A 14529-nucleotide genomic window follows, 5' to 3' on the forward strand; every position below is an offset into this window, starting at 1 on the left:
TTATCAGTATTTCCGAAAATGATATTTTTTCAAAAATTAATCCAAATCGTCTGAAATTGGTGTTGGTTTTTTGTTTTCATCAACAGCAACAAATGAAAAAGTTCCTGAAACTACTGTTTCGCGAAGCTCAGAATACATTTGTTCCATAAAAATATCGACATGAATTTTGCAACTTGTTTTTCCAACACTGTCTACTTTTGCTACTAATTCGATTAATGTTCCTGCTGGAATTGCTTTTTTAAAGTCAATTTGTCCTGTAGAAATTGTTACAACTTTTTTACGGCTGAAACGCGTAGCACAGATAAAAGCAACTTCATCCATTAGATGTAATGCTGTCCCTCCAAATAAAGTATCGTAATGATTGGTTGTGCTAGGGAAAACTGCTTTAAAAATTCGAGTTTCTGATTTTTGAATTCTTTCTTCTATTGTTCCCATATTAATAATTAACGTATTCTGTTATTTCAAGTCCGTATCCAATCATACCAACTCGTTTTGTTTGCTCTGTATTCGAAACCAATCTAATTTTAGAAATATCTAAATCATGAAGAATTTGAGCTCCAATACCATAATCCTTACTATCAATAATAACTTTTGGAGCTTTTAAAGTTCCGGTTGCTTGTAATGATTTAAGTTCAGAAATTCTGTTTAAAAGATTAACAGCTGTCATGTCTTGATTAACGAAGATTACGGCGCCTTTTCCATTCTCATTAATAACTTTAAACATGTCGTCTAATTGCTGTTCAGCATTATTAGTCAGCGTACCTAATAAATCATTATTTACTTGAGAAGAGTGAATTCTCGTTAAAATAGGCTCACCAAGATTCCAAGTTCCTTTTGTTAAAGCAATATGGATTTGTTTATTCGTAGTCTGTTCGTAAGCTCTTAATCTGAAAATCCCAAAACGAGTTTCAATATCAAAATCTTCTTTTTTAACAATCAAGCTATCATGCTGCATTCTGTAGGCAACTAAATCTTCGATAGAAACTAATTTTAAATCGAATTTTTTAGCCACTTTAATCAATTCTGGCAAACGCGACATTGTTCCGTCTTCATTTAAGATTTCGCAGATTACACCTGCAGGTTTAAATCCTGCTAGACGCGCAAAATCAATTGCAGCTTCAGTATGTCCAGTTCTTCTAAGAACACCGCCTTGCTTTGCAATTAAAGGAAAAATATGACCAGGACGAGCTAAATCATGAGGCTTTGTATTGGGATCAACTAATGATTGAACTGTTTTTGATCTGTCAGCGGCAGAAATACCAGTCGTAACACCATTTCCTTTTAAATCAACAGAAACTGTAAATGCGGTTTCCATATGATCTGTATTGTTGGTCACCATTGCGCGAAGATCTAATTCCTTGCAACGGCTTTCTGTAAGTGGCGTACAGATTAATCCGCGCCCATGAGTTGCCATAAAGTTGATCATTTCTGGTGTTACTTTTTCGGCAGCAGCCAAAAAATCACCTTCATTTTCGCGATCTTCATCATCGACTACAATGATTACTTTACCTTGACGAATGTCTTCTATAGCTTCTTCAATGGTATTCAGTTGTATTTTTGTTGTTGACATAATTATTTTTGCTTTTGAGCAGATAAAAACCGCTCAGAGATTTTCTGAAATAGTTGTGAAATCGGAGTTGTAATTGCATCAAAATTAATTAATCCATTGTCATTTGTTGCGCGATAGGTTAATAATACTGCGAGTGGCGACAAGATGAAAGACGACATCCATGATCCTATAAAAGGAGTCATTCCGCCTTCTTGAGACAGCCTTTTTCCGAATGTATTGATGAAATGGAAAGTAATAAAGATTAAAACTGCGAATACAATAGGAAGTCCAAGTCCTCCTTTTCTAATAATAGCACCAAGCGGAGCTCCAATAAAAAACATTAAGAAGCACGCAAAAGCAATAACGAATTTCTCGTATAACGCATTATAATGTTTGTTGATTTCTCGCTGTTTTTCTTTTAAGTCCTTCTGAGTAGTTTCTATAGAATAGATGTTGCTAGTGATATTGCTTCCAGCCATTTTAAAAATATCTACTTTGTCTTTATTGGAATAAATAGATAAGACATCATTAGGAAGCGGTTTTTTCTTGATGTCTTTTTGTGAATTAGCAAATCTTTTAATTCCAACTCGCTGATTTATGTTTTCAGAAAAAGAAACAATTTCGTTATCTAAATTTTTGCTCAATGAGTCTAAAGTGTAACGTAATTCATTAACATTCAGCATTGCATTTGTTCCTGCAATACTTTCTTTACTTTCGTCTACTTTGTTAAGTTCAGATAAGTCGATGTTGATGATCTGCTTTTTAAATTTTCCTTTTATAAAAGGCACTTTTGCACGATCTTCATATTTTTTAGGGGTAACATCCTGATAGTAATAACCATCATTTAAAACCAGTTTTAAAATACTAGATTTTTCGTTGCTTACTAATTCACCAGTTTTAGCTTTAATTACGGTTTTGTTTTCACCCATATTATTCGCTTTTTCGTGAATAGTTACGCCAGTTAAGTGATTACCGTTTTCGCCAGATTTTTTATTTACTTTAATGTTATAAGTGCCGACATCGTTAAACTGACCTTCAGCAATAGCCATCGCTGGTTTAGCTTGAGCAATATTTTTTCTAAAGTTCACAAATTTATATTCGGCATAAGGAATAACATTGTTTGCAAACCAAAATGCGACAATACTTAAAACGAAAATAAAAATAATCAAAACTCTCATTGCTCTTTGCAGTGAGATTCCTGAAGATTTCATGGCTGCGAACTCATAATTTTCGGCTAGATTTCCGAAAGTCATAATCGATGCTAATAATACCGATAATGGCAAAACTAGCGGTATAATTCGTGGCATAGAAAAAAGCAGGAATTTCACGACCAATAATAAGTCGAGATCTTTACCTGCTAGTTCTGAAATAAATAGCCATACTGTTTGAAGTATGAATATGAAAAATAAGATTACAAATACAGTAGTAAATGTAATTAAGAATGTTTTTAATAAGTATTTGTCTAGTATTTTCAACCTTCTGATTAATCTAATTTATTGATGTAGTATTTCGGGTATTTACTCGCTACAAAGGTAAATTGATTTTTTGATAATGGCTGATTGGTTTTAAAAGAATTAACGGTTAAAGTTGTTTTTGTTCCGTTTTTTCCAGTTTCAATCAAATTGTAGATGTGTTTTGTCTGAACGTCAATGCCTAACAAAATTTCTTTTCTTTGGTCTTTTCCGCTTGTAGGAACTAATTTGATGTATTGAATTTTTCTTCCTTTTACATTCTGAACAATGTCCATATTGTATTTGTAACCAGAATTGAAGAAAGTAAGCATTTTAGAAGGAGTGATAGCGTTATCATCTTTCTCATTCACTTTAGAAATAGTAACTTCTTCGTCTTCAGGAACAATAGTGTATGTTTTTTGACCGTCGAAAATTTTAGTAACGCCCATGAAGTTCAAAACATATTGATTTCCTTTCATGGTTACGTTTCCTTTGCTGTCTTGATTGATGTTTTCTTTGGCATTATTCAAAGAATATTTAAAGTCGATAACAATATTGTCGTAGCTTTTTATTTTAGAAGTTACTTCGTTCAATAAATCTTTCGCTTTTTTATCTTGAGCCTGAATTGAAGTGAAGCTCAAAAGCAATATAACTGCCATTTGAAAACACTTTTTAGTCATTTTTGTGATAGAATTGTTATTGATTTCTTGAATTTTTGCTTTCATGATTGGATTAATTTTGTTCATTATTAAAAAATTGATCAAGAGCACTTAAATCTAAAATATTTACACTTCTGGCTTTACTGCCTTCAAACGGACCAACAATTCCGGCTGCTTCCAATTGATCGATCAATCGTCCGGCTCTGTTGTAACCTAGTTTTAATTTTCTTTGCAATAATGAGGCAGAACCTTGCTGTGCGTTGACAATTATCTCTGCTGCTTCTCTAAATAAAGTATCTCTTTCGGAAATATCTATATCAAGATTAATGCCACTTTCTTCACCAACAAACTCCGGAAGCAAATAAGCGGTGGCATAAGCTTTTTGACCTCCAATAAAATCTGTAATTTTTTCGACTTCTGGCGTGTCAATAAAAGCGCATTGAACACGAGTCACGTCGTTTCCATTTGTGTATAATAAATCTCCTCGTCCAATAAGCTGATCTGCACCTTGAGTATCCAAAATTGTTCTTGAGTCAATTTTAGAAGTTACTCTAAAGGCAATTCTGGCAGGGAAATTGGCTTTAATTAAACCAGTAATTACGTTTACAGAAGGTCTTTGTGTTGCGATAATCAAGTGAATACCAATAGCACGTGCTAACTGAGCCAAACGCGCAATCGGAACTTCGACTTCTTTTCCTGCAGTCATAATCAAATCGGCAAACTCATCGACAACCAAAACAATATATGGTAAAAATCGGTGACCCGCTTCTGGGTTTAATTTTCTAGACTTAAATTTTTCGTTGTATTCTTTAATATTACGAACCATCGCATCTTTTAATAAAGAATAACGATTGTCCATTTCTGTACAAAGTGAATTCAAAGTATTTACAACTTTTGCATTATCTGTAATAATAGCGTCTTCTGTATCAGGAAGTTTGGCTAAATAATGTCTTTCGATTTTGTTGAAAAGCGTAAGCTCTACTTTTTTCGGGTCAACCAAAACGAATTTTACTTCTGCTGGATGTTTTTTGTATAAAAGCGAAGTTAAAACGGCATTCAATCCAACAGATTTTCCTTGCCCAGTTGCTCCAGCCATCAATAAGTGAGGCATTTTTGCTAAATCGACAACAAAAGTTTCATTAGAAATAGTTTTTCCTAATGCAATTGGCAATTCCATTTCGGCTTCTTGGAACTTCGCAGCTCCAATAACGCTCTTCATAGAAACCATAGTTGGGTTTTTGTTCGGAACCTCAATACCGATAGTACCTTTTCCAGGAATTGGCGCAATTATACGGATTCCTAGCGCTGATAATGATAAAGCGATATCATCTTCTAAACTCTTAATTTTAGAAATTCTAATGCCTGCTTCTGGCACAATTTCATATAAAGTAACTGATGGTCCAACGGTTGCTTTGATCTGTGCGATTTCAATTTTGTAGTTACGAAGCGTGTCTACAATTCTGTTTTTATTTTCTTCTAATTCTTCCTGATTAATTGTAATTCCGCCAGTCGAATATTCTTTTAATAAATCGATGGTTGGGAATTTGTAATTTGATAAATCCAAAGTTGGATCAAACAAGCCGAAATCTGCAACTAGGCGAGAAGCTAAGTTTTCTTCGATAATGTCCTCTTCTTCCGATTTTTCTATTACAAATGCTTCCTCTGGTGTGGCTGTAATTTGTGTAGGCGGTTGAATTGGCTTTAAAGTTGGAGTTAACTCGATTTCTGATGAATGAGAAATGGTCGGTTTTAAAGCTTCTTTGTTGATTTCGAATTGAGAATCGACAGTTTTGAGATGAATATTATCCAATTCAGGATCATTTTCTTCTTCTGCTTCTTCTTTAATAGAAAATTCTTCGAGATTATAAGCGCTTTCAGGCTGTTGAACAGCTGGTTTTAAAGTGTCTAATTCTGATTTTAGTTCTTTTTTTGTAGAATCAAAATACGACTGAATTTTTTCTGGAGATAATTTGATTTTGAAAATCAGATAAACAATTAAACCAAAAAGCAGCGTAAGCAAAGTACCTGTTTTTCCAATGTAATCTTGAAGGAATAAATTTAGTTCATAACCGATTGTTCCTCCTAATTCTGGTGCAGAAGTAGCAAAGAAACCAAATAGTACAGAAACGATAATAATGGCGAAAATATCCCAAAACCAAGTGTTTTTTAGTTTATGGGTCGAAAGCTCCAAAGCTAAAAACATTCCCGTAAGGAAAAATAAACGTACAAAAATGAAAGAAGCAAGTCCGAAACCTCTGTAGATAATCAAATCGGCAAGATAAGCTCCGAATTTACCTAGCCAGTTTTCAGCCACTTCAGTGCGATCTCCAAGCTGATTTACAACACTTTGATCATTTTGCCATTGTCCGTTAACATAAAAAGAAATAAATGCGACCAATAGTGCAATAGAAAAAAGAACCAAAAGACATCCTAGAACAAATTTTTGCTGTTTGGATATCTTAAATGATCTTTTATTTCCTTCTTGTTTGTCGTTTTTTTTTTCTACAGTTTCTTTTTTACTTTTTGCCATTCTTGCGTTTTCCTTTGCCTAAATAAATTTTGGAATATAAATAATCAAGCCTATTGCTATTGCAGTCATTGCAGCAAAAAATACTGCCCCTGCAGCAATATCTTTAATAAAACCGATTCGTTTGCTGTAGTCAGGATGGATAAAATCGGCAATTTTTTCAACTGCGGTATTTAATCCCTCGATAGCTAAAACTAAACCGATTGCCAATGTTTGACAAAGCCATTCGGTTTGTGAAATATGAAAATAAAAACCTAAAATAGTCATTATGATTCCCAATGAAAATTGAACCATAATACTATGTTCGGTCTTAATTAATTTTACAGCGCCGTTAAAAGCATAAGTCATGCTTTTTAAACGGCCTGTAACAAAAGTATTGTCTTTTTGAAATTCCATAAAGGGTATTATAGTGCAGCTAAAGCAGCTTCGTAATTTGGTTCGTTTGCAATTTCTGCAACTTGTTCTGTGTGAAGAACTTTTCCGTCAGCATCAACAACAATGATTGCTCTTGAATGTAAACCTGCTAAAGGTCCGTCAACGATTTCTAATCCGTTTGCTTTTCCGAAAGCACCTGTTTGAAAATCTGATAAGTTTACTACATTTTCTAAACCTTCAGCACCACAAAAACGTTTTTGAGCGAAAGGTAAATCTCTAGAAATACATAAAACAGTAGTGTTTTCTAAATTGCTTGCGCTTGCGTTGAAAGTTCTAACAGATGTTGCGCAAGTTCCAGTATCAACACTTGGGAAGATGTTTAAAACTAATTTTTTACCAGCGAAAGTGCTTAATGAAGCAACTGATAAATCGTTTTGAACTAATTTGAAGTCAGCTAATTGTGATCCAACTGCTGGCAATTCGCCTGACGTATGAACTGGATTTCCTCCTAATGTGATAGATGCCATGATTTTTGTTTAAAATTAATGAGGTTCAAAAGTAAGGATTAATATTTGAATCTAAAAGTATTTGTTAACGGTTTAAGGAGAGATTAAGGACTCTGTTTTGATAGTCATGAATTCACGAATTTGGGATTTATTTTAGCAGATTATCTCTAGATAGTAACTTTTATTTTAGGAGAATATTGTTCTTCTGGTTTTTGCACTCTTTGAGTTCAACTTTGATAAAGTTTTTAGACTTTGACAAAGTTTATTTTTCAATTGCCTCCTGCTTTAGCTGGAGGTTTTGTAGGTGAAAGAAATGGCTTTAGCCAAAAAATGCGCATTTCGGCTAAAGCCATTTCGTGACTTATTTGTCTACCTCCAGCTAAAGCTGGAGGCAATTGATTGTTTTTTCTTTGTTAGGAAACGTTAGACCAGAGATTTCAATTGAAACCGTTTGCTCGCGAGAGGGATAGGAGCTAGCTACCGAAGTAGCGCGGATAGCCCGACAGCATTAGGAAAAGGGGCTGATGTAGACAAAGTGTGTTTGGCCCCTTTTCCTAATGGTGGCTCGCCCTAATGATTTTAGATTTTAGAATGTAGATTTTAGATTTATGTTGATAGTGGGTTTAGCTTTGTCAAAGTTTTAATTCAGATTGTGGAGCTACTCGCGTGGGCTTCGACTTCGCTCAGCCTGACAATGCGTGAAGACTGAGACTGAAAACCGCGACTGCGACTAAAAAAAAAGCGTCCCTAAAATAGAAACGCTTTCTCAGTCATGTTTTTTTGTTTTTTCTTTGAAAAAGAGATCGATTTATTTATCGATAGAACCTAAAACACGTTTCATGAACGTATTTAAAGCTTCTTTTTTATCAGTTCCTTGCGCGATAAGTTTTTGCACTTCAAGGGCACCGTACATATTTGAAATCAATTCGCCGATTACGTCTAATTCTTCGTCTTTAAGAGAAGAAATTTCAGTCATCGCTTCAAGGACTTCGATCGTTTCAATGATATAATCCTGATCGTTTTCTTCAATGAATTGCGTTAAGTGCTTAATTACTGGTAATTTCATGTTTAGATTTCTTAGATTTTTAGACATTTTAGACTTCTTAGACCTAATTAAATTTCATAGACAGCATCTGAAGTCTAAAAATCTAAGTCAGTCTAACCAATCTAATTAAGCAATTGCGTTTACTAAGTCGATTAAAACTTCTTGTTTGTTAGTTTGCGTTTCGCCAACTAATTGTCCGTTTACGAAAGTAGCGAAAGTAGGCAAGTTGCTCACATTAGCTAATTTTCTTGATTCAGGAGAATTTTCTGCATCAACCAAAACAAAAGTGATAGCTTCATTTTCTGTTGCTAATTTTTTGAATTTTGGTTTCATAATACGGCAATTTCCACACCATGAAGCTGAATATTGTACTACTACTTTTTCGTTTTTAGCAACTAAATCTGCTAACGTATCTTCGTTTAAGTCGATTAACATTTGTTTATTTTTTTTAGGTTCAAAGTGGCAAAGGTTCAAAGGGACAAAGTTTTTAGAAACTTTGCCTTTAAGTATTCTGCAAAACCAGGTTGTTTTGCATTTTGACCTTTGTTGTATTTAATCAGAAAGGATTTTAAAGTAACAAAAGTTCAGGGGCAAAGTCTTAGACTTTGTTATTCGCAGCAAAAAAGCCTTTGCCACTTTGTACCTCTGAACCTTTGTACCTCTATAAAAAATTAGTTTGCGCTTAAGTATTCAGCAGTACTAACTCTGTCAGCAGACATTGCTTCTTTACCAGCTTCCCAGTTTGCTGGACAAACTTCACCTTTAGTTTGGATGTGTGTGTAAGCGTCAACCATTCTTAAGTATTCGTTTACGTTACGTCCTAATGGCATATCGTTTACACTTTCGTGGAAAATTTTTCCAGTTTCATCAATTAGGTAAGTAGCTCTGTAAGTTACGTTTGAACCTTCGATGATAACTGAATCAGTATCTTCGCTATAGCTTGTAGATTCGATATCCAAAATACCTAAGATGTTAGCTAAGTTACGGTTTGTATCCGCTAAGATTGGGTAAGTAACACCTTCGATTCCACCATTGTTTTTTGCAGTGTTTAACCAAGCAAAGTGAACTTCGTTAGTATCGCAAGAAGCACCAATTACGATAGTATTTCTTTTTTCGAATTCTGGTAATGCAGCTTGAAAGGCGTGTAATTCAGTTGGACATACAAAAGTAAAATCTTTTGGGTACCAAAATAAAAGTACTTTTTTATTGTTGTTTACTGCTTCTTCAAAAATGTTGATTTTTAAATTGTCACCCATTTCTGAGATAGCATCTACTGCAATACTTGGGAATTTTTTTCCTACTAAAGACATAATATTCGTTTTACGTTAAAAATTTATTTCTGGTGCAAAAGTAGGGCATAAGTGCAGGTACTTACAATAAGATGTGATTATAAAAATTTATAAGTTGATAAGTTTTGACTATTTTAAATTGTAATTTATTGAATATCAATATTTACGGGTAAAACACCGTTCCAGCTATTTTTGTCTAAAAATTGAATTCCTGCTGTTTTTTGAAATTCTTCAAAATCTTGATACGCCTGAATTAATCCAGAAGCCTTTTTCAGATTCGGAATAAGTGGTAAAACATATGGATTTCCGAAAACGTAAACAATGCATTTTTTTGTTTGAAGTAAATCAGAAAGCAGTTTTAAAACTTCATCGTTTACTTCGAAATTATTCAAAGGTTTTGCTTTCGGAACAAATAATGAAATGATAAGCGTTTCGAATTTTTCTAATTCATTTTTAATTGATGAAATATCCGAAGCTTCTAAACTTTCAAAAGCAAATTCTGGTGAAGATAATTTGGTATTTAAGGTTTTGAAGAATGTATTCTCAGTATTTTTATACAAACTCAGTTTAGCTAATTTATTGTTTTTGTGAGCTTCTAAAGCTAAATCTGAAATTCCATTATCGATTATTTTGGTAATTGCATTTTGAGCAATTTCAAGATTTAAATCGGAAGTTTTTTCGAAATTTAATTCGCCCGAAACGGCCGTATTTCCAGAAAGAATTCCAGCTTTTTCTTTAGCTTTCATAATTCTGTTATAACTTTCAAAAATACGATCTGGCGATGCATTTTTATATATAGCTTCAATTCCTTCTGGAACATTTTCGGCGAAACATAAAACATCATTTCCAGCGTTGAAAGCTTCCCATTCTAATTGACCTTTTGTTTCGTACAATTTAGAAACGCTGTGCATGTTTAAAGCATCAGAAATTACCAAACCGTCATAACCCAATTTGTCGCGCAAAAGATCTTGAATCACTGCTTTTGATAAAGTTGCCGAAGTATCTTTTCCGTCATTTAAACTCGGAACAGCCAAATGTCCGATCATAATCGAATCGACATTATTTTCTATTCCTTTAATGAAAGGATATAATTCGTTTTCTAATAATTCTTCTAAAGTTTCTTTTAAAACCGGTAATCCTAAGTGTGAATCGACATTCGTATTTCCGTGTCCGGGAAAGTGTTTTAGGCAACCTAAAATTCCAACTTCCGACATTCCGTTTAAATATTCAACTGCAAAATCGGCTACTTTTTCTTTGTTTTCACCAAAAGAACGATAGCCAATTACAGGATTATTCGGATTGTTATTGATGTCTGCCAAAGGCGATAAATTATATTGAATCCCAGCTGCTTTTAAATCTAAACCAATCTGTTTTCCAACTTCATAAACCAATCTTGATTTATTTTCTGGTAAAGCGCCAAGCGTAATTGCATACGGATATTGCGGTGTTTTTTCGATTCGCATTGCCAAACCCCATTCGGCATCAATACTAATTAAAAGTGGAGTAGGAGCGGCTTTTTGATAACGAACAATTAAGGCTTTGATTTTTTCGTAACTATCATCATTAAAAACAACTTTTTTCTTGCTTTCGTAATTTGTCGCAGCGCTCGCACGACTGTGAAAAAAGGTCAATCCACCAATATTATGTTCTGCAATAAGGCGTTCTGTTTCCTGAATATTTTCTTCGGTATCGTTCATGAATACTGCAGGAAAGAAAAATTGTCCTACTTTTTGTCGTAATGCTTCGGCTGTAATTTTCATTATTATAAAGTCTTTTTCATGCATATACTATTATCCATTTCCTCGTAAGGCGGATAATTCGGTATTTATAGTATAGTTGTTTTTTACCATTAAGGCATTAAGTAATTTAAGCCAAGCTTCATCAACTTAATCTCTTAATGGTAAAAGAAAATTAGCTTAATTTAGTTATTTCAACTTAGCTTTCTTTTGTTTTGCTAATTGTTTTTTGGTTTCAATTGCTTTTTCCAATCTGTTTTTGAAACGGAAAAGTTTTGGCAACCCTTCTAATCGGTCTTCAATGGTGATAATTTCGTAAACCACAATTGCTTTTTCTAAAACGCGGATTTCATTGTCCAGATCGTTTTCGTTTTTGTAGATCGTTGCTAATCGATCGTAAGGATGATTTCCTTTAAAGCCTTCCGCAACATTTTCTTCATACAACTCAATTGCTTTTTCAAGATTTCCATTTTTCTCGAACTCAGATCCTTTCAGATTGCGTTCGTTCTGCAAATTTTCATTGATTTCCATAGGTAAAGTTTGATTTGGGGTTTAAACTTCTTCTGATTTTTTCCCAAAATCTTTCGGGAAAATTAAAAAACGTGATAAAATAAGACCTGGAATTGTAGCTAAGAAAACCCAAATAAAGAAATTTTGATAGCCTAAATATTTTTGTATAAAACCGCTTAACATTCCCGGAAGCATCATTCCTAATGCCATAAAACCAGTTGCCAGTGCATAATGTGCTGTTTTTGATTCTCCTTCGGCAACATGAATTAAAAACATCATGAAGGCCGTAAAACCAAAACCGTAACCGAATTGCTCTACAATTACAACGGCATAAATATAATAAATTGATGTAGGATGAAAGAAAGCCAATAATATAAATCCTAAAATTGGAAGGTGCATTGCTAAAAACATTGGAAACATCCATTTGGTCAAGCCTTGTTTTGAGATTGCGATTCCGCCTAAAATACCTCCGATAGTTAAGGCTGCAACACCGCAAGTTCCGTAGATAATTCCTACGGCTTCAGTATCTAATCCCATTCCGCCTAATTCTTTCGAATCTAATAAAAACGGACTTAACATTTTAAGCAATTGAGATTCTCCTAATCTGAAAACCAAGATAAAAGCCAGAATTAAGCCAATTTGCTTTTTCTTGAAGAAACTGATGAAAATTGTTCCAAAATCCTGATGGTGTACGGTTTCTTTATTTGCTACAGTATTGATTTCGTTTTTTGGTGTGAAAATGAAATTATAAATTGTTATAAATGTCATTAATAAACCAACGCAAATCATGGTGTAAGACCAAGCTTTGGTATTGTCTCCAAATTTATGTTCTAAATAACCTGCAAAAAGCACAACCAATCCGTTTCCTGCAAGCATCGAAAGTCTGTAAAAAGTACTTCTGATACCAATAAAGAAAGATTGTTTGTCTTCTGGCAAAACCAATAAATAGAAACCATCGCTTGCAATATCGTTAGAAGCCGAAGCAAAAGCTGCGACCCAGAATATAGACAAAGTCATAATGAAGAACCCATTTGTCGGAATAGTGACACCGACCAGTATGAAAGCAATTGAAATGATGAATTGCATTAACAAAAACCATTTTCTTTTGGTTCCGATTAATTCAATAAGCGGACTCCAAAGCGGTTTAATAACCCAAGGCAGATAAAGCAAACTGGTGTAGACACCAATATCTTCATTAGAAATCCCTAGATTTTTATACATAATTACCGAAACGGAAATAATTATGGCATACGGCAATCCAGAAGCGAAGTTAAGAAGCGGAATCCAAAACCAAGGTTTGTTATCTATTTTCATTTGGTTGAGCTGGTATATAGTTTTTTAATGGCTTTTTTAAATCTATTGCAATTGGAGAACTTTCGTTGGCATAATAATCAATAAAAGTTACCGCACAGGCTTTATAAAGATTCAGTTTTCCGGCCGCTATTGCGAAATAGATTTTTCCGTCAACTTCTTTAACCGTTACTTTTTCGATGATTTTTGTCGCGTCGTTAACGTCAATTTTCGAAATATGTTCGCCTCCATAAACCACCATATAACGAACTTTTGTATTCAGCGGACTTTTGAATGTAAAGTTATATTTAATGCTGTCTTTATTGTACTCCAATACTTTTGGCGTATCAATAATGACATGTCTTAAATTTGGAACTGCAGCGGGAAGCGCAGGATATTTATATTGATTTTCTTCTAAATGGCGAACAACATCAAAGTTTTTGCCCATAAACCATTTTGAACTGAAATAAGCGCTTCCAGATACATTTTTGAAACTTCTTAAATAATCAATTTGGGTTGGAATTTCAGTCATATAATTCCAGTTTTTATCTCCGTCAGCTCTAATTTTGTATGTAGCGTGACCAATATAAACCGCTGTATTATTGGAGTTTTCAGACCACCATTTCACTAATTTTGAATACGAAGCCCTCGGATTATTCATGCTCCAATACAATTGCGGCAGAATATAATCGATCCATTTTTGGTCCATCCACAACATAGGATCTGCGTATAAATCGTCGTAATTTGAAGTCGACTGCGTTTCAGAACCTCTAGGATCTTGAGATTTATTTCGCCAAACCCCAAACGGACTGATTCCGAATTGAACCCACGGTTTACTTTCTTTAATGGTGTTTGAAATAGCATGTACAAAGTTGCTCACATTCGCACGGCGCCAATCGGCACGGCTTAAACCTGAACCAAATTTTTGGTAAGAAGCATTGTCGTTAAATGTTTTTCCTGGAACGGCATAAGGATAAAAATAATCGTCAAAATGAATCGCGTCGATATCATATTTGTCAACTACTTCTTTTACGACTTTAGTTAAATGCGCTTGAACTTCAGGAAGAGCGGGATCATAATAGTATTTTCCGCCGTATTCAATCATCCATTCTGGATGTTTAAAAAGATCGTGATTTGGACTTAAAAGGTTTTTATTTAAATCGAAAGTCGCGCGATAAGGATTCAGCCAAGCGTGAAATTCAAAACCTCTGTTGTGAGCCTGTTCAATCATCCAAGCCAATGTATCGTAATACGGGTTTGGAGCTACGCCTTCTTTTCCTGTCAAAAATCGAGACCAAGGCGCAAAATCTGAAGGATAAACCGCATCACCAACGCTTCGAACCTGAACAATTACAGCATTAAAATTTAGTTTTTTATAAGTTTCTAAAATTTCAAGGTAATCAGCTTTCTCTTTTTCAACATTGTCAATTGCTGTTTTAGGCCAGTCAATATTAACAACCGTTGCAATCCAGACACCTCTAAATTCATTTTTAGGATACATTATTTTTTCCTGCGCATGTGTAATCGAAGTAATGAAAAATGAAAATAAAAGAAAATATATTAAGTGCTGATTTTTATGCATTTCAATGTTT

Annotated in this window: 14 protein-coding genes; all 14 read right to left on the reverse strand. The window is 34.1% G+C overall.

What is annotated here, in order from left to right; all coding sequences use genetic code 11:
- Positions 1 to 36: 36 nt before the first annotated feature.
- On the reverse strand, positions 37 to 435 hold the full coding sequence (locus tag QLQ96_RS10660) for an acyl-CoA thioesterase (RefSeq protein WP_482496640.1): 399 nt from the start codon (positions 433 to 435) through the stop codon (positions 37 to 39).
- Position 436: 1 nt separating this feature from the next.
- Positions 437 to 1570, reverse strand: a complete 1134-nt coding sequence (gene ribB, locus QLQ96_RS10665; RefSeq protein ID WP_482496641.1) for a 3,4-dihydroxy-2-butanone-4-phosphate synthase — start codon at positions 1568 to 1570, stop codon at positions 437 to 439.
- 2 nt (positions 1571 to 1572) lie between these two features.
- The gene (locus QLQ96_RS10670) at positions 1573 to 3024 is read right to left on the reverse strand and encodes an LptF/LptG family permease (protein WP_482496642.1); all 1452 of its coding nucleotides are present in this window, start codon (positions 3022 to 3024) and stop codon (positions 1573 to 1575) included.
- Positions 3025 to 3032: 8 nt separating this feature from the next.
- Positions 3033 to 3659: an outer membrane lipoprotein periplasmic chaperone LolA1 gene (lolA1, locus tag QLQ96_RS10675; RefSeq protein ID WP_465254288.1), complete on the reverse strand. Its 627-nt coding sequence runs from the start codon at positions 3657 to 3659 to the stop codon at positions 3033 to 3035.
- A gap of 73 nt (positions 3660 to 3732) precedes the next feature.
- Positions 3733 to 6189, reverse strand: coding sequence for an FtsK/SpoIIIE family DNA translocase (locus QLQ96_RS10680; protein WP_482496643.1), 2457 nt, complete (start codon positions 6187 to 6189; stop codon positions 3733 to 3735).
- A gap of 18 nt (positions 6190 to 6207) precedes the next feature.
- On the reverse strand, positions 6208 to 6582 hold the full coding sequence (locus tag QLQ96_RS10685) for a diacylglycerol kinase family protein (protein WP_345158041.1): 375 nt from the start codon (positions 6580 to 6582) through the stop codon (positions 6208 to 6210).
- Positions 6583 to 6590: 8 nt separating this feature from the next.
- On the reverse strand, positions 6591 to 7088 hold the full coding sequence (gene tpx, locus QLQ96_RS10690; protein WP_482496644.1) for a thiol peroxidase: 498 nt from the start codon (positions 7086 to 7088) through the stop codon (positions 6591 to 6593).
- A gap of 787 nt (positions 7089 to 7875) precedes the next feature.
- Positions 7876 to 8133: a DUF6952 family protein gene (locus QLQ96_RS10695; protein WP_482496645.1), complete on the reverse strand. Its 258-nt coding sequence runs from the start codon at positions 8131 to 8133 to the stop codon at positions 7876 to 7878.
- Positions 8134 to 8238: 105 nt separating this feature from the next.
- Entirely contained in the window at positions 8239 to 8547 is a 309-nt protein-coding gene (locus QLQ96_RS10700; protein ID WP_007805605.1) for a thioredoxin family protein, read from the reverse strand.
- 236 nt (positions 8548 to 8783) lie between these two features.
- Positions 8784 to 9422 (reverse strand): peroxiredoxin, encoded by a 639-nt coding sequence (locus QLQ96_RS10705; protein WP_482496646.1) that lies wholly within the window; start codon positions 9420 to 9422, stop codon positions 8784 to 8786.
- A 125-nt stretch (positions 9423 to 9547) separates the two neighbouring features.
- Complete coding sequence (locus QLQ96_RS10710) at positions 9548 to 11161, reverse strand: glycoside hydrolase family 3 protein (protein WP_482496647.1); 1614 nt, start codon at positions 11159 to 11161, stop codon at positions 9548 to 9550.
- 165 nt (positions 11162 to 11326) lie between these two features.
- The gene (locus tag QLQ96_RS10715; RefSeq protein WP_091131146.1) at positions 11327 to 11668 is read right to left on the reverse strand and encodes a tetratricopeptide repeat protein; all 342 of its coding nucleotides are present in this window, start codon (positions 11666 to 11668) and stop codon (positions 11327 to 11329) included.
- A 21-nt stretch (positions 11669 to 11689) separates the two neighbouring features.
- Positions 11690 to 12961, reverse strand: a complete 1272-nt coding sequence (locus tag QLQ96_RS10720; RefSeq protein WP_482496648.1) for an MFS transporter — start codon at positions 12959 to 12961, stop codon at positions 11690 to 11692.
- Positions 12948 to 14519, reverse strand: a complete 1572-nt coding sequence (locus QLQ96_RS10725; RefSeq protein WP_482496649.1) for a glycoside hydrolase family 10-like protein — start codon at positions 14517 to 14519, stop codon at positions 12948 to 12950. The genes QLQ96_RS10720 and QLQ96_RS10725 overlap by 14 nt, the downstream gene beginning before the upstream one ends.
- Between the last annotated feature and the right edge of the window lie 10 nt (positions 14520 to 14529).

The sequence above is a fragment of the Flavobacterium sp. B167r genome (assembly GCF_056824315.1).